Origin of the sequence: Polaromonas sp. (assembly GCF_012927415.1) — a bacterium.
In the GTDB taxonomy this organism is placed as follows: Bacteria; Pseudomonadota; Gammaproteobacteria; order Burkholderiales; family Burkholderiaceae_C; genus Polaromonas.
The window spans coordinates 1-20966 of sequence record NZ_JABBPF010000042.1 but is presented as its reverse complement, the minus strand read 5'-3'; the positions used below and the strand labels follow the sequence as shown (position 1 = coordinate 20966).

The 20966-nt window shown below is 61.6% G+C and carries 18 protein-coding genes; 4 read left to right on the top strand and 14 right to left on the bottom strand.

Annotation, left to right across the window (positions count from 1 at the left end):
- The 7 genes from HHJ19_RS04585 to HHJ19_RS04555 form a co-directional block, all read right to left on the bottom strand.
- Positions 1–157: 6-carboxytetrahydropterin synthase (locus HHJ19_RS04585; protein WP_296904487.1), on the bottom strand; the 157-nt coding region annotated here is incomplete at its 3' end.
- An 11-nt stretch (positions 158–168) separates the two neighbouring features.
- Entirely contained in the window at positions 169–804 is a 636-nt protein-coding gene (gene queE / locus HHJ19_RS04580; RefSeq protein ID WP_296904484.1) for a 7-carboxy-7-deazaguanine synthase, read from the bottom strand.
- Between the two features lie 14 nt (positions 805–818).
- Positions 819–1931: a BMP family ABC transporter substrate-binding protein gene (locus tag HHJ19_RS04575; protein WP_296904482.1), complete on the bottom strand. Its 1113-nt coding sequence runs from the start codon at positions 1929–1931 to the stop codon at positions 819–821.
- Between the two features lie 128 nt (positions 1932–2059).
- A complete protein-coding gene (gene rhmD, locus HHJ19_RS04570; protein ID WP_296904481.1) occupies positions 2060–3247 on the bottom strand; it encodes an L-rhamnonate dehydratase in 1188 nt (395 codons plus the stop codon).
- Between the two features lie 29 nt (positions 3248–3276).
- Positions 3277–4593 carry an MFS transporter gene (locus HHJ19_RS04565; protein WP_296904480.1) on the bottom strand — a complete coding sequence of 439 codons (1317 nt, stop codon included), beginning with the start codon at positions 4591–4593 and terminating at the stop codon, positions 3277–3279.
- A 109-nt stretch (positions 4594–4702) separates the two neighbouring features.
- On the bottom strand, positions 4703–5455 hold the full coding sequence (locus HHJ19_RS04560) for an SDR family NAD(P)-dependent oxidoreductase (RefSeq protein WP_296904478.1): 753 nt from the start codon (positions 5453–5455) through the stop codon (positions 4703–4705).
- Positions 5452–6315 (bottom strand): fumarylacetoacetate hydrolase family protein, encoded by an 864-nt coding sequence (locus tag HHJ19_RS04555; RefSeq protein ID WP_296904476.1) that lies wholly within the window; start codon positions 6313–6315, stop codon positions 5452–5454. Before HHJ19_RS04555 ends, HHJ19_RS04560 begins: the two co-directional genes overlap by 4 nt.
- Positions 6316–6402: 87 nt before the next feature.
- Here HHJ19_RS04555 and HHJ19_RS04550 point away from each other — a divergent pair, with 87 nt between their 5' ends.
- Positions 6403–7350, top strand: a complete 948-nt coding sequence (locus tag HHJ19_RS04550) for a LysR family transcriptional regulator (protein WP_296904474.1) — start codon at positions 6403–6405, stop codon at positions 7348–7350.
- A 67-nt stretch (positions 7351–7417) separates the two neighbouring features.
- On the opposite strand, the gene HHJ19_RS04545 is transcribed toward HHJ19_RS04550, so the two are convergent.
- The 7 genes from HHJ19_RS04545 to HHJ19_RS04515 form a co-directional block, all read right to left on the bottom strand.
- Positions 7418–8692 (bottom strand): YbfB/YjiJ family MFS transporter, encoded by a 1275-nt coding sequence (locus tag HHJ19_RS04545; protein ID WP_296904472.1) that lies wholly within the window; start codon positions 8690–8692, stop codon positions 7418–7420.
- A gap of 142 nt (positions 8693–8834) precedes the next feature.
- Complete coding sequence (locus HHJ19_RS04540; protein ID WP_296904470.1) at positions 8835–9431, bottom strand: AMP-binding protein; 597 nt, start codon at positions 9429–9431, stop codon at positions 8835–8837.
- Between the two features lie 251 nt (positions 9432–9682).
- Positions 9683–10738 (bottom strand): adenosine deaminase, encoded by a 1056-nt coding sequence (locus HHJ19_RS04535; protein WP_296904468.1) that lies wholly within the window; start codon positions 10736–10738, stop codon positions 9683–9685.
- A gap of 198 nt (positions 10739–10936) precedes the next feature.
- The gene (locus HHJ19_RS04530) at positions 10937–12088 is read right to left on the bottom strand and encodes a BMP family ABC transporter substrate-binding protein (protein ID WP_296904466.1); all 1152 of its coding nucleotides are present in this window, start codon (positions 12086–12088) and stop codon (positions 10937–10939) included.
- Between the two features lie 82 nt (positions 12089–12170).
- A complete protein-coding gene (locus HHJ19_RS04525) occupies positions 12171–13091 on the bottom strand; it encodes an ABC transporter permease (protein ID WP_296904464.1) in 921 nt (306 codons plus the stop codon).
- Positions 13091–14176 carry an ABC transporter permease gene (locus HHJ19_RS04520; RefSeq protein ID WP_296904462.1) on the bottom strand — a complete coding sequence of 362 codons (1086 nt, stop codon included), beginning with the start codon at positions 14174–14176 and terminating at the stop codon, positions 13091–13093. The genes HHJ19_RS04525 and HHJ19_RS04520 overlap by 1 nt, the downstream gene beginning before the upstream one ends.
- Entirely contained in the window at positions 14163–15728 is a 1566-nt protein-coding gene (locus HHJ19_RS04515; protein WP_296904485.1) for an ABC transporter ATP-binding protein, read from the bottom strand. The genes HHJ19_RS04520 and HHJ19_RS04515 overlap by 14 nt, the downstream gene beginning before the upstream one ends.
- A gap of 261 nt (positions 15729–15989) precedes the next feature.
- Between HHJ19_RS04515 and xdhA the strand changes: the two genes are divergently transcribed.
- The 3 genes from xdhA to HHJ19_RS04500 all read left to right on the top strand — a co-directional run.
- Entirely contained in the window at positions 15990–17480 is a 1491-nt protein-coding gene (gene xdhA / locus HHJ19_RS04510; protein ID WP_296904460.1) for a xanthine dehydrogenase small subunit, read from the top strand.
- A complete protein-coding gene (gene xdhB, locus HHJ19_RS04505) occupies positions 17477–19933 on the top strand; it encodes a xanthine dehydrogenase molybdopterin binding subunit (RefSeq protein WP_296904458.1) in 2457 nt (818 codons plus the stop codon). The genes xdhA and xdhB overlap by 4 nt, the downstream gene beginning before the upstream one ends.
- Positions 19934–20128: 195 nt before the next feature.
- Positions 20129–20966 (top strand): aldo/keto reductase (locus tag HHJ19_RS04500; protein WP_296904456.1); only part of this gene is annotated, 838 nt, incomplete at its 3' end.

Sequence of the window (20966 nt, the reverse complement as noted above, 5' to 3'; positions counted from 1 at the left end):
CGATCACCATGCCGGTGTGCGGGTCGGGTTGGCCGGTCAGGAAGACCTCAGCGTTGTAGGTGTGCCCGTGCACACGTTTGCTGCTCTCGGTTTCAATGGCGCGATCCAGGGTATGCGCAGCGTCAAAAAAAAAGGTCTGGCTGAGTTCGCAGCGCATGGGAATGCCGTTCATCGGATGCTCGTGATTTTGTGGGTTTGCAGGCTGAGTCGCCAGGCCGGACGCTCCAGGCACAACGCGATGCATGCTTCGGTGTTGCGCTTTTGCTCGGGATTGTCCATGGGCTGCAGATAACGATGGGTAAAACGGGCCGCCTCCAGTTCTTCCAGCTGGAACGACGGCTGCGGCCAAACCAGCTTGAGTTCATGGCCTTCGCGTTGAACCCACGGCGCACCGGCCTTGGGACTAACGCAGATCCAGTCGATACCTTCGGGAGCGGCAATCGTGCCGTTGGTTTCGACCGCGATCTGAAAGCCCCATGCATGCAGCGCCACGATCAGCGCGCTATCTACCTGCAGCAGCGGTTCGCCGCCGGTCATTACGACAAAACGGTGCGCACTGTGGCCAGCGGGCCATTGGGCCGCGATCCGGGTGGCCAGCGCGTCGGCGTCGGCATACTTGCCGCCCAGCGTGCCGTCGGTGCCGACGAAATCGGTATCGCAAAACCGGCATGCGGCGCCGGCCCGGTCCTGCTCGCGGCCCGACCACAAATTGCAGCCAGCGAAGCGGCAGAAAACCGCTGGACGGCCGGCGTTGGCGCCCTCGCCCTGCAGCGTGTAAAAAATCTCTTTGACCTGGTAGCTCATGATGATCCGGGGTTCTAGTTGTTTAACTTGCCCTGAACGCCCTGCACAAGGAAGTTCATGGCCAGAATCTGCTCGTCGCTCAACGTCTTGCCGGCGGCAAGCACTTGGTGGCCTTCGTTGTCAAGCAGCGCGCTGCGCGCCTTGAAGGGATGCAGCCTGCCGGCCGCTATGTCGCGCTGGCGTGCCAGCACTTCGTCGGCCACTTTTTTCGGCACTTTGGGGCCAAAGCTGTCGACGCGGATCATGCCTTCCCTGACGCCACCCCAGAGCGCGCCACTTTTCCAGCGGCCATCGAGCAACGCTTGCGCGCGGCTCGTGTAGTAACTGCCCCACTGATGGGTGACGGCCAGCACCTGCGCATCAGGTGCAAATTCGCGCATGTCGGAGTGGTAGGCAACCGCCAACTTGCCGCGCTCCTGTGCGGCGCTCATCACGGCACTGGAGCCGGTATGAAAAGCGATCAGCTCGACACCCTGGTTAAACAGCGTCATGGCCGCTTCACGCTCGCGCGGCGGATCAAACCAGGCCCCCAGCCAGAGCACCTTGACGGTTGCCCCGGGGTTGACCGAGCGCATACCCAGCGTGAAGGCGTTGATGCCCTGGATCACCTCTGGAATCGAAAAACCCGCCACATACCCGGCGCTACTGGCCAGCCGGCCGGCGGCAATGCCGGCCAGATAACGGCCCTCATAGTAGCGGGCATTGGCCACCGCCACGTTGGGCGTGGTTTTGTAGCCGGTGATGGACTCGAACTTCACGTCCGGAAAATCCCTGGCGACCTTGAGCGTAGGCTCCATGTAGCCAAAGCTGGGGGTGAAAATCAGCTGGTTTCCCTGGCGCGCCAGGTCGCGGATCACGCGCTCGGCATCGGCCCCTTCGGCCACGTCTGCGACAGATGTGGTTTTGACCTTGTCGCCCAGCGCAGCTTCGACGGCCTTGCGGCCTTCATCGTGCTGGTGCACCCAGCCCGCCCCGGTGACAGGCGTGACATAGACAAAGCCGATTTTGAGCGGTGGCCTGTCGGGCGCAGCGGCGGTGGTTTGGGGAGAAGCGGAAAACGCGGAAGAAAAGGGAAAACAGGCGGCCAGGAGCGTCGGAACGACAGCGGTCACGAGGTTTTTATACATGGTGGTCCTCTACATGGTCCCGGCATAAAAAACAGCAGCGCGCCGGGACAGCACACTGAAGGCTGTATTTTAAGGCCTCGGACCCCGCACGCCCTGCCGCCAAGGCGCATGACCGGCCTTGCGCACTGTCAACGGGGATAAGGCCGGTGCAAGGCGCAATCGGGGTTAAGCCGCACGCCGAAACCGGGCGCATCCAGCGCAGAGGCTTTCATCCGACCGTTGACAGGCACCGGCTCGTCCTGCAGCAGCGGGTTGAACATCGGCACCACTTCGTCAGCCTTGGGCGCCATCATCAGAAATTCGGCAAATGGGCTGTTATGCCGCGTGATGACAAAGTGGTAGCTGTATACCGATGAACCATGCGGGACCACGAGCGTGTTATGGGCATCGGCCAAAGCCGATATCTTCAACAGTTCGGTCATTCCGCCGCACCAGCCGACGTCGGGCTGGATGATGTCGCAGCAACCCATTTCCAGCAGCAGGCGAAAACCCCAGCGGGTGGCCTCGTGCTCGCCGGTGGTGACCATCATGCCGCGCGGCACATTGCGGCGCAGGTCGGCATAGCCCCAGTAGTCGTCGGGCGTCAGCGCTTCCTCGATCCATTTCAAACCATGCTCGTGTGCGGCGTTCGCCAGACGAATCGCGTAGTTCGTGTCCAGGCTCATCCAGCAGTCGAACATCAGCCAGAAGTCGGGACCGACGCGGCTTCGCATCTCGGCCAGCTTCGCAATGTTCTTCTGCAAGCCCTCCACGCCTTCAGCCGGGCCGTGTTGCAGCGGCATTTTGCCACCGATAAAGCCCATTTCCTTGGCCAGATCGGGCCGCGCGCCTGTGGCATAGAACTGCAGTTCGTCACGCACCGGTCCGCCGAGCAGCGCATGCACCGGCTCCTTGCGCACTTTGGCCAGCAGGTCCCACAGCGCGAGGTCCACGCCCGAAATGGTGTTGACCACCACACCCTTGCGGCCGTAGTACAGCGTGGCGAAATACATCTGGTTCCACATCTTCTCGATTTCCGTCACGCGGCGGCCCTCAAGGAAACGCGCCAGGTGCTTCTCGACAATGAAGGCACCGATCTCACCGCCGGTAGTGACCGCAAAACCCACTGTTCCATCGCTGGCCTCGATCTCCACCACCAGCGTGCCGAGCACGTTGATGCCGAAAGACTGGCGGCTCTGGCGAAACTCGGGGTAATGCGCCATCGGCGTGGCGATGTGGTCGTCGATCCAGTGACCTTCGCCCTGGTCGTGGTAGTCGGCTCCGCCGCCACGGACCGTGAAGGCGCGTACGTGCTTGATGGTGGGCATGTCATTCATGGTGGTTCCTTGGTTTGGAAAAATAGGAATCAAGCCGCGGGAGTGACCACGGCCACGGCCTGCGCCGGCTGCCGCTGGCGCAGGGCCAGGAACAGCGCCGCGCCGATCAGCGTCGTGCCGGCCAGCCAATAAAGGCCGGCACTGGGCGACTCGAACGTTTTCTCAGCCCAGGTCTTGACGTTGGGGGCAAAAAAGCCGCCAAGCGAACCCAGCGAGTTGATCAGCGCAATGCCGCCAGCCGCTGCTGCGCCGCCGAGATAAGCTGTTGGGAAGGTCCAGAACAGCGGCTGCACGGCGATAAACCCGGCGGCTGCAAAGCACAGCGCAACCAGCGACAGCAGCGGCGAGCCAGAGGCTACCGACAGCGCAATGCTCGCTGCGCAAACTACCAGGCTGGCACAGGCCATGCCGGCGTATTGCTGCCGGCGTTCGGCCAGCCTGGGAATGAAATACGCCGCGACCAGCGCACACACCCAGGGGATCGCGGTCACCAGCCCGACCTCAAAACCCACCTTCTTGCCCAGCAGCGTTGCCACCTGGGTAGGAAGGTAGAACACGACGCCATAAACACTCATCTGGATGAGGAAATAGATCACTGACAGGAACAATACGCGGGCGTTCGCCAGCGCTGACAGCACACTGCTCGGGCCATGCGCCGCCTTGTATTGATCTTCGACGGCAATGGCATCGGCCAGCGTCGCACGTTCGGCAGGAGTCAGCCACTTGGCGTCCTCCGGGCGGTTGTCGAGATACCAGAAAGCCCAGACACCGACGGCAGTCGCCATCAGGCCTTCAATCAGGAACATCCACTGCCAACCCTTGAGACCGAGGGCACCGTTGATCTCAAGCAACAAGCCTGACAGTGGACTGCCGAAGATGAAAGCCAGCGGCGCACCGAAGTAGAACATGCCAATCACGCGGGTGCGCGCGTGCACCGGAAACCACTTCGTGAGGAAGTAGATGACGCCGGGAAAGAAGCCGGCTTCGGCGACGCCAAGCAGGAAGCGCAGGACGTAGAACGAAGTTTCGCTGGTGACAAACATCAGCGCTGCCGAAACCAGCCCCCAGGTGACCATGATGCGGCACATCCAGGCACGGGCGCCGACACGGTGCATGATCAGGTTGCTGGGCACTTCAAACAGCGCGTAACCAATGAAGAAGATGCCGGCGCCGAAGGCGTAGGCTGCGTTTGACACGCCGGTGTCGAGCTGGAACGCCTGCTTGGCAAAGCCGATATTGGCTCGGTCCAGAAAGGCCAGCACATACATCAGCAAAAGAAAGGGCACGAGCCGGCGGATGGCTTTGGCCGTGACCCGCTCAAGTTCGGGGTTGATACCTGCATTCATGATTTGTCTCCGGAAGTCATTAGGATGTGGGCAGCTCTGCGGCTGTTTGGGGCAGTAGCGCGCTTTGGGTTGGGCGCCCGCGCCGCGCTGGTGTTAAAAACTCAGTAGGTCAGTAGGTCGCGCGTCCGCCAGACAGGTCGAACACGGCGCCGGTGCTAAAGGCGCAGTCTTCAGACGCAAGCCAGCCGATCAGCGAAGCCGCTTCGTCAACCTGCAGGAAGCGGCCCATCGGAATCCTGGACAGCATGAAGTCGATGTGCTCCTGCTTCATGGTGTCGAAAATCGCGGTTTTAGCCGCTGCAGGCGTGACCGCGTTAACCAGCACACCGGTTTTTGCCAGTTCCTTACCCAGCGATTTGGTCAGGCCGATCAGACCGGCTTTGGATGCGCTGTAATGCGAGGCGTTAGGATTGCCTTCCTTGCCTGCCACCGACGCGATGTTGATGATGCGGCCGTAACCTTGCTTGACCATGTGCGGCACGATGCTGCGGCTGGTCAGGAAAGGTCCGATCAGGTTGACCTCAATCACCCGCCGCCAGACGGCAGGCGCCAGTTCCCAGGTCGGGCCGTTGCCGCCGGTGATGCCGGCATTGTTGACCAGGATGTCGATGCGGCCAAGGGCTGCCAGTACAACCTGCGTGGCGGCTTCCACCGAGGCCTCGTCGCTCAGTTCCACAACGGTGGTGATGACCTTGCCCAAAGAGCCGAGCGCCGCGTGCGCCTGTTCGAGGCGCTCTGCATCAATGTCCCACAAAGCGACTGCAGCACCCGATTCAAGTATTCGCTTTGCCGTTGCATAACCCATGCCCTGGGCGCCACCTGTGATCACGGCGACGCGTTTGCTGAGATCGAGCTGGTTCATTTTGTCTCCTGAATATTGGCATGGATGGTTTTTTGTTGCTGCTCGCCAAGCCCGGTGATACCCAAACGCATCACCTGCCCGGCTGACAAGTAAATCGGTGCCGGTTTCTGGCCCATACCCACGCCGGGAGGGGTACCAGTAGAGATCACGTCGCCAGGCTGCAGGCTCATAAACTGACTGATATACGAGACCAGCGTAGCCACATCAAAAATCATGGTGCGTGTGTTGCCGTTCTGATAGCGCTTGCCATCGACCTCCAGCCACATGTCAAGCGCCTGCGGGTCCGGCACTTCGTCGCGTGTCACCAGCCACGGGCCCGTCGGGCCAAAAGTGTCGCAGCCCTTCCCCTTTTCCCACTGACCGCCGCGCTCGAGCTGGTAGGCGCGTTCCGACACGTCGTTGACGATGCAGTAACCGGCCACATGATCGAGCGCCTTCTCTTTGGAAACATAGCGCGCCGTGCTGCCGATCACCACGCCGAGCTCGACTTCCCAGTCCACCTTCAACGCGTCTGGCGGAATTTCGACATCGTCATTTGGACCGACGATAGCGCTGGTGGCTTTCATGAAGAGAATGGGTTCCGCCGGAATCGCCATGCCGGATTCTTTGGCATGATCGGAATAGTTCAGCCCAACGCAAATCATCTTACCGACGCCGCCAACGCACGAGCCCAGGCGCTGGGAACCGCTGACCAGTGGCAGGGACGCGGTTTTCAGCGCAGCGATTTTTTCAAGCGCGCCAGCGCCCAGTGCGGCGCCACCAATATCGGCCACCTGTTCCGATAGGTCGCGCAAACCGCCTTCCTGGTCGATCAATCCCGGTTTTTCCTGCCCGACCGGGCCATAGCGAACCAGCTTCATCTCTGTCTCCTTGTGTTGTGGATGGCAGAACTTTAAAACTCCCGTCGATATACTTCCAATCAATAATTTAGCTAAAGCGTTTCCAAAATGGAATACCGCAAAACGACAGTCAATGCCACGCCACGGCTCATCAACCGCTTAAGGCTCAAGCACTGGGCACTGCTTGCGGCGCTGGCCGAAACGCGGACCCTGCATGAGGCGGCAACGCGGATCAACGTGACCCAGCCATCGGCTACCAAAATGCTGGCGGACATTGAGTTGGCTTTTGAATTCGTCCTGTTTGAGCGCCACTCGCGCGGCTTGCGGCCAACGGCGCTGGGCGAAGAGGTCGTGGTCTATGCCCGGCAATCTCAGGCCAGCCTGAGCCGCTTCATCGAAGGGCTGGACGTCAAACGGCGCGGGGGACCTGGGCTGCTTGTGTTGGGCGCCATCATGGGCGCCGCGCCCGATTTGGTCGCTCGCGCCGTCGCCCGCATCAAACAAGAGCGGCCGCTGCTGAACATTCGCATGGTGGGAGAGACCAGCGATCAGATCAGCACATCGCTGGAGCGCCACGATATCGAGTTGGCGGTAGGTCGATTTGCGTCCCTGCTCCAGCACAACCTGTTTGACTTTGCTCCGCTGTCCAATGAAATCATGCAGGTGGTCGTGCGGCGGGGGCATGCGCTGGTGCGCCGCAAACAGCCTCAACTCGAAACCCTGATGGCCCTGCCCTGGATTTTGCAGCCGGTGACCAGCCCTGCACGCCAGTTGCTCGAAGAAGAGTTTGCCAGGGCCGCGCTGTCAACTCCTCCTAACGTCGTTGAATGCGCGTCGGTCTTTGCAACGCTGCAGCTCCTGCAGACCAGTGAAGCCGTGGCGGTGCTGCCAGAGTCAGTCGTACGCGACCATGTCAAGGCCGGCCTTTTGCGCGTACTGCCGATCCCAATCGGCACTGACCTCAAAGGCTTCGGCGTCCTGACGAGAAAGAATGAAGTCTTGTCGGAGGTGGCAGCAACCTTCGTTGCCTTGCTGCATCAGTTCGCACAACAGTAGATTGATTCGCTTGGGGCCGACCGGTCAGCCGGTACTGGACCTGCACACACACCCGCAACGCCTTGGCTTATCGCGACAGCGGGTACGCCTTTGCCATCCAGAAATACATCACCGCGCCAATCAACAGCGTGCTGACTGCAATTTGAAGTGACAGCGTAAATCCCGCGACAGCGCTCGCGCTGCGCCTGAGTAACAGCGCCACCAGCGGCGGGCCAAGAATCTGCCCCACGCCATAAGCGGCAGTCAGCAGACCGATAAAGCTTGCTGCCGTGTCGGGCCGCAAACGGCGCACTTCCTGCATTGCAAAAAAAGTAATCGCCGTGAAGGGTATGCCGAGCATCAGGCTGCCGATGGCAAAGCCGGCCAGGCTGGGACTCCACAGACTGGAGGCAATGCCGAGCGCCTGAATAACATAGCAAACGCCCAGTCGCACGCGCAAATCGCCACCGTGCGGCAGCCGCGTGGCCAGCAGCGCGCCGACCATGACGCCGACGCCGAAAATCGGCCAGAACAGGTCCAGCCACGCAGAGCCGGGCAGCGCCGCGCGCGCAATAACGGGCAGGAAGGTGGCCGTAATGATGTAGCCGAAACCAGCCAGACCGTAGGCCAACGCCAGCAGCGTCATCTCGCCCGGACCGTTTGCCCCGGATGCAGATGCAGAGAGGCTGGCCACTTTGAGGCGGGGCTCGCCCAACACGACCAGTCGCTCCTCATTGCCACGAAGGATGTGCCACACCGTGGCCGAAAGCCCGAAAGCCAGCACGCCAAAAACCAGCCAGCCCATTGAAGCCGTCCAGTGCCAGGCCACCATTGCACTGGCCAGAAGACCGCTCACGATAATGCCGGCGCCCGGTCCGGCATAAATGATGCCGCCCATCGCCGGCACGCCGCTTCTGGAAAGTTGTGACAGGCACCAGCCGGAGGTGTAGACAAACACCACGGCGCTGATCACTCCCGCCGCAAAACGCAGCGCGGGCCAGATGGCGGGAAACGGCCAGGCCATCGCCAGCGTCAGCACGCCGGTAGCGATCAGCCCGAATCGCACCAGCGTCGAAAAAGCCAGCAAAGGCAAGTTGCGCAAACGCGACCAGAGCCACGGCTGCAGCGTGCATAACAAGGCGCCCAACATGTAGCCCAGATAGTTGGCGCTGGCCAGCCAGCTCGCGCCCGGCAGATCAATCACACCGTCGCTAAGCATCATGGGCAAGAGGGGCGTGAAGGCAAAACGGCCTATGCCCATGGCAACCGCGAGCGCGACCAGCCCTGCCAGGGCGATGGGCCAGGGGCGCGCTGTTTCTGGCCTGGGTACTTTTTGTAGGGTCTTCGCCTCTGCTGTGGTCATATCAATACAAAATTTATCATTATTTCCCCGTCTTGCTTTTCAGAGCATAGCGGACAGGATTAACTACATGAGCCCGGGACCTGGCTCGCTTCGACAGGTCTTTCATTTTGCCGGCTCTCATTAGCAAACGAAGCAGAAACCTTTATCGATCATCAGAGAAAATCCTTCGTGCAGTCTCACGCAGCGGCTTTTTCAACAGTTTGCCATTCGGATTGCGTGCCAGTGGGATGTCGCTGAAGGTGAACGTTTCGGGGACTTTGTAGTCGGAAAGGCGGGACGCGCAAAAGTTTTTCAGCGTTTGCGCGTCCAGACCCTCCCTCGCCACGACAAACGCGTGCACCCGTTCGCCCAACATCGGGCATGGACGACCCACGGTGGCGGCTTCGATCACCAGAGGATGGGCGGCCAGCACGGCCTCTACTTCACTCGAGTAAACCTTGTAGCCGCCCCGATTGATGACATCTTTCAAACGATCCAGCACATACAGGAAGCCAGTGGTATCGAACCTTCCGATGTCACCGGAATGCCAGTAGCCATCGGTAATGCTGACAGCGGTGGCCTGCGGGTTGTTCCAGTAGCCTTTCACCACCATCGGGCCCCGTATCCATATCTCGCCACTCTGTCCTGCAGGCACCGGTTCACCCTGCAAGTCGACAACCAGAATATCGGCACAAGGCACCGGCTGCCCCACCGAGTCTGCATGCGCCGAAAGGCCCTGCCTGATTGAAAAGACCTTCATCAGGGATGAACAGGGGATAAGCAAAGGAAATGAACAAGCCCCATCTGCCTGCAAAGAGCCGATTGCTGTCCGGCACAGCCACGGCACTGGACGACATATGCCGGTAGCCAAATCCACAGCTACGGTGAAAAATTGCCCGCACGCGTCAGAAACGCGTCGCAACCGTGGTGTACGGGCCGGGATCTCGCGTGGGAATGCGCCCCTGGCAAGGTTGCAGTACAAGCTCGACGACCGGACAGACGTCCCGCAGGCTATGCAGAAAACGCGTCAAAGCGCTCATCGAGCCTGTCAATATGGCGCCGCTTGGCCGCGGCATCGATAAAACTCGCTTCAAAGCTGTTGCGCGCCAGCGTGTAGGCGTGCCGCGCGCTAAGTTGGGTCGCGGCGAAGGTCTGCGTGAAGTTCTCGTTCAGGTAGCCGCCGAAGTAGGCCGGATCGTCGGAATTGATCGTCGCTGCCAGCCCGGCCTCCAACAACTGGCGCAGGTTGTGGCTGGCCAGGTCCGGGAACACGCAGAGCTTGAGATTGGACAGCGGGCAGACCGTGAGCGGAATGCGGTCTTTGGCCAGCCGCCGCATCAGCGCCGCGTCCTTGCTCGACTGCACGCCGTGGTCGATCCGTTCTACCTTGAGGACATCCAGCGCGGTCCAGACATAGGCTGGCGGCCCCTCCTCGCCGGCATGGGCGACCAGATGAAAACCCAGTTCGCGACAGCGCGCAAACACGCGGGCGAACTTTTCCGGTGGATTGCCGACCTCACCGGAATCCAGGCCGATGCCTATGACCTTGTCCTGGAAAGGCAGGGCCTGCTCCAGCGTCTTGAATGCATCCTCTTCGCTGAGGTGGCGCAGGAAGCACAGGATCAATGAAGCGCTGATGCCCAGCCCGGTTTGCGCATCAACGCAGGCGCGGTGCAGGCCAGTAATGACGGTTTGCATGCTGACGCCGCGCGCGGTATGTGTCTGCGGGTCGAAAAAAAGCTCGGCGTGAGCCACGTTGTTCTGCGCCGCCTTGACAAAATAAGCCCACGCCATGTCGTAGAAATCCTGCTCCTTGATAAGCACGCTGGCACCGGCGTAATAGATGTCGAGAAAACTCTGCAGATTGGTGAAGGCGTAGGCGCTGCGCAGTTCTTCCACGCTGGCGTAGGGAATCGCTACGCCGTTGCGACTGGCCAGCGCAAAAATCAGTTCCGGCTCAAGCGATCCCTCAATGTGAATATGCAGCTCAGCCTTGGGCATGCCCCTGAGCAGCTCGGGCAGGCGGTCGGTGGCAACAGGTTTTATGTCAGGTTTGGCCAGATTCATTCCAACTCCAAAAAAGAAAAGCCGCCGAAGGCAGCTCCCAGACTGAGGTTGCTAGCGCCCCCGCCTCATGGCGTGGAGCATCGCCTCATTGTCGGCATTTCATTGCGAACTCACTGAGGGAGTAGGCGCCAACTCGCAGGCGGTGCTGCAGCACGACAAGGCACTGCAACGACCTATCGAATTAAAGTAGAAGTGACATCAGTTGCCTGGAACCTTGCCTTCCACCCCTTTGACGTAGCTCTTCAAGCCACCGAGAAACTTGTCATCGGCGACGATGTCCTTGGCCACCAGTTCCTTGCCGTTGTTGTCCATGATCGGCCCTTTCCAGATGGCGAAGCTGCCGTCTTTCAGGCCGGCCTTGACCTCTTCGATGCGTTTTTTGGTCTCATCAGGCACATCGGCGGCCAGCGATACCAGGTCAATCGCGCCTTCCTTCACGCCCCACCAGGCGCTTGTACCGCCCTTCCAGGAGCCGTTCAGCGCTTCACCCACGGACTTGACGTAATACGGACCCCAGTTGATCACAGCCGAAGCCAGATGGGCTTTAGGGCCATAGGCCGTCATGTCCGAATCCCAGCCGAAGGCGCGCTTTCCCATCTTTTCGGCGGTCTGCAGCACGGCCGAGGAGTCGGTGTTCTGGAACAGCACGTCGGCGCCGCCATTGATCAGCGCGGTGGCTGCCTCAGTTTCTTTGGGCGGGTTGAACCACTCGTTGACCCAGACCACCTTGGTTTTGATTTTAGGGTTGACCGACTGCGCGCCCAGCGTGAAGCTGTTGATATTGCGCACCACTTCAGGGATAGGCACGGAGCCGACCACGCCCAGCGTGCCGGACTTGCTCATCTTGCCCGCCACCACGCCGGCCATGTAGGCGCCTTCGTAGGTGCGACTGTCGTAAGTGCGCAGGTTCTCGGCAGTTTTGTACCCGGTGGCATGTTCAAACTTCACGTCCTTCAGGTCGGTGGCGACCTTGAGCATCGGCTCCATGTAGCCAAAGGTGGTGCCAAAGATCAGCTTGTTGCCCTGCGCGGCCATGTCGCGAATCACGCGTTCGGCATCAGCGGACTCTGGCACTTTTTCGACAAAACTGGTCACAACCTTGTCACCAAACTCTTTTTCCACGGCCTTACGGGCGTTGTCATGGGCATAAGTCCAGCCGCCATCACCAACCGGGCCGACGTAGGCAAAAGCAATCTTCAGCGGTTCAGGCTTGACCGGGGCGGCAGCGGTCGGCGCAGGCGCCGGGGCCGGGGCTGGCACTTCCTTTTTGCCGCAGCCCGCCAGGGCCGTCGCTACGACAGCGGAAAGGGCCGCCAGCTTGAGCAGGGAACGTTTTTGCAAGTCAGTCATGTCGTCGCGCTTTCATTCAGGAGTCAAGGAAAAAGAATCAGTGCCAAGCGGCAAAAACAACAATCATTATGAGGCTGAAAAATCAGGCCCCGGGGTAGAACGGCTTGCCAATGGCGCTGGGCATGTTGACGCGGATCCACAGGGGGTTGCGCGAAATCAGCACCAAAACCACGATGGTGGACAGGTAAGGCAGCATGGTCAAAAACTGCGTCGGCACATTGACGCCCAGTCCCTGCAGATGAAACTGCAGCATGGTGACGCCACCAAACAGATAGGCACCAAGCAAGACCCGGGCCGGCCGCCAGGTGGCAAAGGTCGTGAGCGCCAGCGCGATCCAGCCCTTGCCGGCAATCATGCCTTCCACCCACAGTGGCGCGTACACCACCGACACGTAGGCGCCCGCCAGCCCGCAAAGCGCGCCGCCCGCCATGACCGCCGCCAGGCGGATGCGCCGCACTGGATAGCCGAGCGCATGCGCCGACTCCGGACTTTCACCGACCGAGCGCAGCACCAGCCCGGCGCGCGTGCGGTACAAAAACCAGATGAGACCGCCGGTCAGCGCCATCGCGATGTAGACCATGGGGTGCTGGCGAAACAACGCCGGGCCGAAAAATGGAATATCCGCAAACCAGGGAATCGACAACTGTGGCTGCTCGGGCAGCTTTTCCTTGACATAACCAATGCCGGCAAAGGCCGAAAAACCTGCACCAAACAGGCTCAATGCCAGCCCGGTAGCGTACTGGTTGGTGTTGAGCCAGATCACCAGCACGCCAAAAATGGCGGCCAGCAAAGCCCCCGCCGCCATGCCGGCGGCAAAGCCCAGCCAGCTGTTGCCCGTATGCACCACGGTGGCAAAGCCGGCGATCGCGGCGCACAGCATCATGCCCTCCGCGCCCAGATTGACGATGCCGGCTTTTTCGTTGATCAGCAGGCCGAGCGAGGCAATCGCCAGCACGGTGCCGGCGCTCAGGGTGGCGGCCAGCAGCAAGGCGGTGGAATCCATCAGCGGCCTCCCAGGGCGGAAATGGAAAACGGTTTGAAGAAGCTGAAGCGGTAGGCGATCAAGGTATCGCAGGCCAGCAGATTGAACAGCAGCAGACCCTGGAATACGCCGGTGATCGACTTGGGCAAACCCAGGCGCGACTGCGCCAGTTCGCCGCCGATGTAGAACATGCTCATGAGAAGCGCCGAGAACATCACCCCCACCGGGTGAAGCCGCCCGACAAAAGCCACGATGATGGCGGCAAAACCGTAGCCCGCCGGCACATAGGGCGTGAGCTGGCCGATCGGCCCGGCCACCTCCAGCGCCCCGGCCAGGCCGGCTGCACCGCCTGAAATCAGCAGCGCCACCCACAGGGCGCGGCTCGAGGAAAATCCGGCATAACGGGCGGCCGGCGGGGCCAAGCCACTGACCTCCTGGGAAAATCCGGCATAGGTGCGAAACAGATACAGCCACAGCGCCGCGACGCCCGTCAGGCCCAGCAAAATGCCGATATTGACGCGCGAGCCCTGCATCAGCCGCGGGATTTGCGTCACCGCCTCAAAGGTTTTGGTTTGCGGAAAGTTGTAGCCATTCGGGTCTTTCCAGGGACCAAACACCAGGTAGTTGAGCGTCATGTCGGCCACATAGACCAGCATCAGGCTGACCAGGATTTCATTAGCGTTAAAACGGTCGCGCAGAAAAGCGGTGATGCCCGCCCAGAACATGCCGCCCAGCACGCCGGCCACCAGAATCGCCGGAACAATCCACGGCCCAGTGGTCTTGTCGGCGAGCAGTGCCACGCCGCCGGCCGCCAGGGCGCCAATCACAAACTGGCCCTCGGCGCCGATGTTCCAGACATTGGAACGAAAGCACACGGCCAGGCCCAGCGCAATGATCAGCAAGGGCGTGGCCTTGACCAGCAGTTCGCCGAGCGCATACGGTGATTTGATGGGCTCCCAGAAAAACACCTGCAGGCCCTTGAGCGGGTCCTTGCCGAGCGCCACAAAAAGCGCCACGCCAATGGCCACGGTCAGCAGCAGCGCCAGAATGGGCGAGGCGTAGCTCCAGAATGCCGAAGGCCGGGGGCGGATTTCAAGCCGTGCCATGTTGCGCTCCGGTTTGCGTCCACAAGCCGCTCATCCACAGCCCGACTTTCTCCACCGTCGCCTCCGCGCGCGGCATCGAGGGCGAAATTTGACCCTTGGCCATCACATAAAGCCGATCGGAAATATCAAACAGCTCTTCAAGCTCCTCGCTCACCACCAGTACCGCGCAGCCGGCGCCCGCGAGCTTCAAAAGCTCGCCGCGAATCTGCGTCGCCGCACCTACATCGACACCCCAGGTCGGCTGGGACACGATGAGCAGGCCGGGCGCCGCATCCATCTCGCGGCCCATGATGAATTTCTGCAAATTGCCCCCTGAGAGGGATTTGGCGGCGGCCTGCGGACCACCGCACTTAACCTTGTAGCGGTCAATGATCCGCAGCGCCTGCGCCTGCAGCTTGCCGCCATGGAGCCAGCCGCCCAAACCCACTGCCTGCCTGCGCGTGAGCAGCAGGTTGCGCGACAGCGAGAGCGAAGGCACGGCGCCCCGCCCCAGCCGCTCTTCCGGCACAAAGTGCAGCCCCAGCTTGCGGCGTAGCGCCGGGCCCATCTTGCCGGCGCTCTGGCCCCCGACCACAATCGCCCCGCTGGCGGCCCGCGTGTCTTCACCGGACAGGGCGTAGAGCAATTCCTTCTGACCGTTGCCAGACACGCCGGCAATGCCGACGACCTCGCCAGCGCGCACCTGTAGCGCGACGCGGTGCAGGTCAACGCCGAACTGCTCATTCCTGGCCAGGTCGAGCTGCCTGACGTCGAGCACGATGCCCCCGGTCTTGACCGCACGATGCTCGAGCAGCGGCGGCTCCGCACCAATCATCAGCCGGCTGAGCGAGGCATTGGACTCCTGGCGCGGATCGCATTCGCCAGACACCCTGCCCCCACGCAGCACGGTGCAGGCGGTGCAAAGCGCCCTGATTTCATGAAGTTTGTGGCTGATGTACAAAATGCTGCAGCCTTGGGCGGCCAGCTGGCGCAGCGTGACGAACAGGTTTTCGACCGCCTGCGGGGTCAACACCGAAGTCGGCTCGTCAAGAATCAGCAGCCTGGGTTGCGTCAGCAGCGCCCGCACGATTTCAACCCGTTGGCGCTCGCCCACGCCCAGCGTATGCACCGGCCGGGCCGGGTCCAGCTGAAGGCCATAAGCCTGCGTGGTTTGCGCAATGCGCCGGGAGACGTCCGCCAGGCTCTGGTGCTTGTCCAGGCCAAGCCAGACGTTTTCGGCCACGGTGAGCGTGTCAAACAGGCTGAAATGCTGGAACACCATGCTGATGCCGAGCGTGCGCGCCTCCTGCGGGTTGCGCACCGCTACCTGCTTGCCGTCCATGGCCACGCTGCCGGCGTCAGGCTTGACGGCGCCGTAGATGATTTTCATCAGCGTCGATTTGCCGGCGCCGTTTTCGCCCAGCACCGCATGGATTTCGCCAGGCCGCACGCTGAGCGCGATGTCGCTGTTGGCCACCACGCCGGGATAACGTTTGGTGATGCCGAAAAGCTGCAGCCGGGGCGGCGTGCCTGCAAGGCTTTCGGTGGGTGTTGGAGAGGGAACGACGGTCATGGTCTCTGGCTTGGCTGGAAATTTCCGGTGATCAAGTTTTTTTAGCATTTCAGGCTTCTGGTCCAGTATTTACGGCCTGAGTCAGCTATTTTTTTTATAGCATTTATTCTTCCATCGGTGGGCGCGCATCGCCGGCCAGCCAGATCCCGCCGACCAAGCCGACAAGACAGAAAACGTCAGGCGCCTCAAACCTGTTCACCCGGCCGGGTAATATGAAGCCTTGCCGGTTGCCACCGGTCTGGTTGTTTTAAGCTGACGCGCATGACTCCCATCCAATCTGCAGTTCGGCGCCCCGTCAAAACCCTTCGTTTCATCCGACGGGGCGAAGTCGTAAGTCTGCGCAATGTACCACCCGAGCGCACCCTGCTGGAGCTGCTGCGTGAGGATCTGGGGCAGGTCGGCACCAAGGAAGGCTGCGGCGAAGGCGACTGCGGCGCCTGCACCGTGGTGCTGGGCGAGGCAGAGAACGGCCAGCTCCGCTACCGTGCCATCAACAGCTGCATCCGGCTGGCGCACTCGATAGACGGCATGGCGCTCTGGACGGTGGAAGACCTTGCGGCGAGAGACGGAAAGCTTCATCCGGCCCAGCAGGCGATGCTGGAGTGCCACGGCTCTCAATGCGGATTTTGCACACCCGGCTTTGTCATGAGCCTGTTTGGCCTGTACCAAAACCATATCTGCAAGGGCGAGGCGATCACGCGCGCGCTGGCGCAGGAAGAACTGTCGGGCAACCTGTGCCGCTGCACCGGTTACCGGCCGATTCTGCAGGCCGCGCTGGCCATGGGCAATCTGCCCCCGGTGCTGCTGGACGAAACTGCCTTGCTACAAAAAATGGAGCAGCTTGCAGCCGTACCTGCTGGACCTGAAGCCGATTCGGCTTATAAATCGCCGGTGACGCTGGCGGCTTTGCTGGCAGCGCGCGCCGCGCACCCGAAGGCGCAGCTCGTTGCCGGCTGCACCGATGCCGGACTGTGGGTCACCAAGCTGCACCGCCAGTTTGACGAGGTGCTTGATGTCACTCGGGTCAGGGAGTTGCGCCGCATTGAAGATCAGCCGGGTCAGCTGGCCATTGGCGCGGCGGTCACGCTGGCCGATGCCTTTGCCGCGCTGGTCAAAGACCGGCCCCAGCTGCACAACTTTGCCGCCCGCTTTGCCGGCCTGCCAGTGCGCAACTCGGGCACGCTGGGCGGCAACGTAGCCAACGGCTCGCCGATTGGTGACTCCATGCCGTTGCTGATTGCGCTGGGCGCACGGGTGGTGCTGATGAGCGCGCACGGCCAGCGCGACATGCCCCTGGAAACCTTGTATACCGGTTACAGGCAAAACGTGATGTCGGCCGATGAGGTCCTGGCCTGGATCCGGGTGCCCAAAGCCATCGCCGGTGAAACCATGCGGATTTACAAGATATCGAAACGCTACGACGACGATATATCCGCCGTCTCCCGGGCGCTGAAGCTACCTACACAACACGCCCGGGTTCAATCAGCATCCATCGGCGCGGGCGGCGTGGCGGCCACGCCGATGCGCGCCGTGCAGACCGAAGCTGCGCTGGCGGGGCAGCCGTGGACGCTGCAGACCGTGCAAAGGGCCATTGCCGTGCTGCGCGCCGAGTTCTCGCCGATTTCCGACATGCGCGCGTCCAGCGCCTACCGCAGCGAGGTGCTGGGCAATCTGTTGCAGCGTTTCTGGCTTGAAAGCCAGGGCCTGCAACACAGCAACCTGGCCGAGTTCACGCTGGAGGACGAGCCATGAATCAGCTGGACCTGTCGGTCAGCCGCGACGCCGTGGCCGACCCCGATGTGCTGGTCGAGGATGCGAATGCGGATCAGGCTGGCCGGGCGCGTGACGCAGCCAGGCCCTGTGAGGCGGCGCAACCAGCGCACCAGCCGCCGCTGCCGCAAGCGGCCGGCAGTCCGGTTTTTCACGAGAGCGCGCGTGCCCAGGTGGCCGGCGCGGCCACCTATGTGGACGATATTCCCGAGCTCAGGGGCACGCTCTATGCCGCGCCGATTCTTTCCACCGTGGCGCATGGCCGGCTGATGGGTGTCGACACGGCAGAGGCGCTGACCATGCCGGGCGTGCGCGATGTAATTCTGGCGTGCGACATTCCCGGCGATCCGATGCTGGGCAGTTTCTCGCATGACGAGCCGGTATTTGCGCGGGACACCGTGCAGCACATCGGCCAGGTGATCGGCGTGGTGGTGGCCGAATCGGTGATGCAGGCGCGCCGCGCAGCGCGCAAGGTGAACTGCCGGATCGAAGTCCTGCCCGCCATGCTGGACGTGCGCCAGGCGCTGAAGGCGCAAAGCTACGTGCTGCCGCCGGTCTTCGTGAAACGCGGTGACGCCACCCGGGCGCTGAAAACTGCGCGGCACACGCTGCACGGCACGCTGGAAGTTGGCGGCCAGGAGCATTTTTACCTGGAAGGCCAGGTGGCCTGTGCGCTGCCGCAAGAGCAGAACCAGTGGCTGATTTACGCCAGCACCCAGCACCCCGGCGAGGTGCAGCAGTGGGTGGCGCATGCGCTGGGCATTGCGAGCCACGCGGTGCGCGTGGAATGCCGGCGCATGGGTGGTGGCTTTGGCGGCAAGGAAACGCAGGCAGGCCATGTGGCGGTATGGGCCGCGCTTGCGGCGAACAAACTCAAATGCCCCGTCAAGCTGCGGCTGGACCGCGACGACGACTTCAGGGTGACTGGCAAACGCCACCCCTTTGCCTACGACTACAGCGTGGGTTTTGACGACAGTGGGCGCATTACCGGCCTCAAACTCATGATGGCCGCCGACTGCGGCTTCAGCGCCGACCTGTCGGGCCCGGTGGCCGACCGCGCCTTGTTTCACGTTGACAACGCCTACTTTTTGCAGGACGTGGAAATTGCGTCTTATCGCTGCAAGACCAACCTCCAAAGCAACACCGCCTTTCGCGGTTTCGGCGGTCCGCAGGGCATGATCGTGATGGAAACCATCATGGGTGATATTGCACGGCAGCTGGAACTGGAACCGCTTGGGGTGCGCAAGCGCAACCTTTATGGCGACGAACTCGTCGCACCGATGAGCGCAACCGAGCCTGCGCGGCGCCGTGACACCACCCATTACGGCATGACGGTCGAAGACAACATCCTTTTGCCACTGTTGTCAAAACTGGAGCTTACTTGCGGCTATCAGCAAAGGAAAAAGGTCATTTCCGCATGGAATGCGCGCAGCCCCGTGATCAAGCGCGGCATCGCGATCACACCGGTCAAGTTCGGCATTTCCTTTACCGCCACCCTGTTCAACCAGGCCGGTGCGCTGGTACATGTGTATACCGACGGCTCCTGCCAGGTGAACCACGGTGGCACCGAAATGGGCCAGGGGTTGAACACCAAGGTGGCGCAAATCGTGGCGGACGAATTGGGCATCGCGTTTGAGCAGGTGTTGTCAACTGCCAGCGACACCAGCAAGATCCCCAACGCCTCGGCCACGGCGGCCTCGGCCGGCACCGACCTCAATGCCGGAGCCGCGCAGTATGCCGCCCGCCGTGTGCGTGACAACCTGGCGCAGTTCGTTGCCGGGCTGGACGGCTGCGGCGCCGGTGCCGTGACCTTTCGGGGCGGGCGGGTCAACACCCCCGCAGGTACCCGTCCGTTTACCGAGGTCGTCAAACTGGCGTATGCCAACCGCATCCAGCTCTGGAGCGATGGCTTTTACCGCACACCCAAAATCCACTACGACAAAACAACCTTGACCGGCAGGCCGTTTTTCTACTTTGCCTACGGCGCGGCCTGCACCGAAGTCGCCATCGACACGCTGACCGGCGAAAGCCGCGTGCTCAAGGTCGACATCCTGCATGACGCGGGCAAGAGCATTAACCCGGCGATTGACATCGGCCAGATCGAAGGCGGCTTTGTGCAGGGCATGGGCTGGCTCACCACCGAGCAGCTGGTCTGGAACGACAAGGGTGAACTCAACACGCACGCGCCCAGCACCTACAAAATTCCGGCGACCGGCGACATTCCCGAGCACTTCAAGGTCGATTTCTGGCCCGAAGCCAACCGCGAAGACAACATCTTCGGCAGCAAGGCTGTCGGCGAACCGCCGCTGATGCTGGCGATCAGCGTGTGGGAGGCGCTGCGCGATGCGGTGGCGGCTGCGCAGCCGGGTATGCGGGTGCAGCTGGAGGCGCCGGCCACGGCAGAAAATGTGTTGCGGGCGCTTGGGGGTTTGTGAGAAGCGGTGAACTGGTGGAATTTAAAATTTTTCCGCATGTTGCGCGAACGCTGGACACGTTTGTCAGGCGGAGTGCGGTGGTCAGGCGCCTTGAGATGTCCGAACACACCTGACCACTGCAGCTTTTGCCGCAGGCGAGTATGCTGACGCACGACACGGGCACTAGCCCCGGATTACCCACCTGGAGTCTCTTACATGCGCCTTAATCCACTCGGCCGTACCGGCCTTTTTGTTTCCGAGCTTTGCCTGGGCACCATGACGTTTGGTGGCGCGGAAGGCATGTGGCGCCAGATCGGCGCGCTGCAACAGCCCGATGCCGAAAAGCTCATTGGCCAGGCAATCGACGCCGGTATTAACTTCATCGATACCGCAGATGTTTACGCAGGCGGCATTTCTGAACAGATTACCGGTCAGGCGCTGAAAAACCTGAAAATTCCGCGAGAGAACGTGGTCGTCGCCACCAAAGTCTTCGGCGAGACTGGCAACAGCCCGAACGCCCGGGGCTTGTCGCGCAGCCATATCACGGACGCGGTCAAGGCAAGCCTGAAGCGTCTGCAGCTTGAGCACATTGACCTCTACCAGGTGCACGGTTTCGACGTCGCCACGCCGATGGAGGAAACCTTGCGTGCGCTGGACCAGCTGGTGCGGCATGGCCATGTGCGTTACGTCGGTGTATCCAACTGGGCCGCGTGGCAGATCGCCAAGGCGCTGGGCATTGCCGAGCGCCTTGGCCTTTCGCGCTTTGACTCGCTCCAGGCCTACTACAGCGTGGCGGGGCGTGACCTGGAACGCGAGCTGATTCCCATGCTGCGTAGCGAAGGCGTTGGCCTGATGGTGTGGAGCCCCCTGGCCGGTGGTTTTTTGAGCGGCAAGTACCCACGGGAAAAAGACCAGCCAGCCAATCAAAAAGAAGACCTGCAGAAAACCGGGGAAGACAGCCGACGACTGGCCTTTGACTTTCCACCCGTCGACAAGGAAAAGGCGTGGCGCTGCATTGATGTCATGCGGCCAATCGCAGAGGCGCATGGCTTTT

Coding starts and splice junctions, on each gene's coding strand:
- HHJ19_RS04565 (WP_296904480.1), bottom strand. CDS start 4,593: ATGAATGCAGGTATCAACCCCGAACTTGAGCGGGTCACGGCCAAAGCC.
- HHJ19_RS04575 (WP_296904482.1), bottom strand. CDS start 1,931: ATGTATAAAAACCTCGTGACCGCTGTCGTTCCGACGCTCCTGGCCGCC.
- HHJ19_RS04550 (WP_296904474.1), top strand. CDS start 6,403: ATGGAATACCGCAAAACGACAGTCAATGCCACGCCACGGCTCATCAAC.
- HHJ19_RS04545 (WP_296904472.1), bottom strand. CDS start 8,692: ATGACCACAGCAGAGGCGAAGACCCTACAAAAAGTACCCAGGCCAGAA.
- HHJ19_RS04520 (WP_296904462.1), bottom strand. CDS start 14,176: ATGGCACGGCTTGAAATCCGCCCCCGGCCTTCGGCATTCTGGAGCTAC.
- HHJ19_RS04530 (WP_296904466.1), bottom strand. CDS start 12,088: ATGACTGACTTGCAAAAACGTTCCCTGCTCAAGCTGGCGGCCCTTTCC.
- queE (WP_296904484.1), bottom strand. CDS start 804: ATGAGCTACCAGGTCAAAGAGATTTTTTACACGCTGCAGGGCGAGGGC.
- HHJ19_RS04560 (WP_296904478.1), bottom strand. CDS start 5,455: ATGAACCAGCTCGATCTCAGCAAACGCGTCGCCGTGATCACAGGTGGC.
- HHJ19_RS04555 (WP_296904476.1), bottom strand. CDS start 6,315: ATGAAGCTGGTTCGCTATGGCCCGGTCGGGCAGGAAAAACCGGGATTG.
- rhmD (WP_296904481.1), bottom strand. CDS start 3,247: ATGAATGACATGCCCACCATCAAGCACGTACGCGCCTTCACGGTCCGT.
- HHJ19_RS04515 (WP_296904485.1), bottom strand. CDS start 15,728: ATGACCGTCGTTCCCTCTCCAACACCCACCGAAAGCCTTGCAGGCACG.
- xdhB (WP_296904458.1), top strand. CDS start 17,477: ATGAATCAGCTGGACCTGTCGGTCAGCCGCGACGCCGTGGCCGACCCC.
- HHJ19_RS04535 (WP_296904468.1), bottom strand. CDS start 10,738: ATGAATCTGGCCAAACCTGACATAAAACCTGTTGCCACCGACCGCCTG.
- HHJ19_RS04525 (WP_296904464.1), bottom strand. CDS start 13,091: ATGGATTCCACCGCCTTGCTGCTGGCCGCCACCCTGAGCGCCGGCACC.
- HHJ19_RS04540 (WP_296904470.1), bottom strand. CDS start 9,431: ATGAAGGTCTTTTCAATCAGGCAGGGCCTTTCGGCGCATGCAGACTCG.
- xdhA (WP_296904460.1), top strand. CDS start 15,990: ATGACTCCCATCCAATCTGCAGTTCGGCGCCCCGTCAAAACCCTTCGT.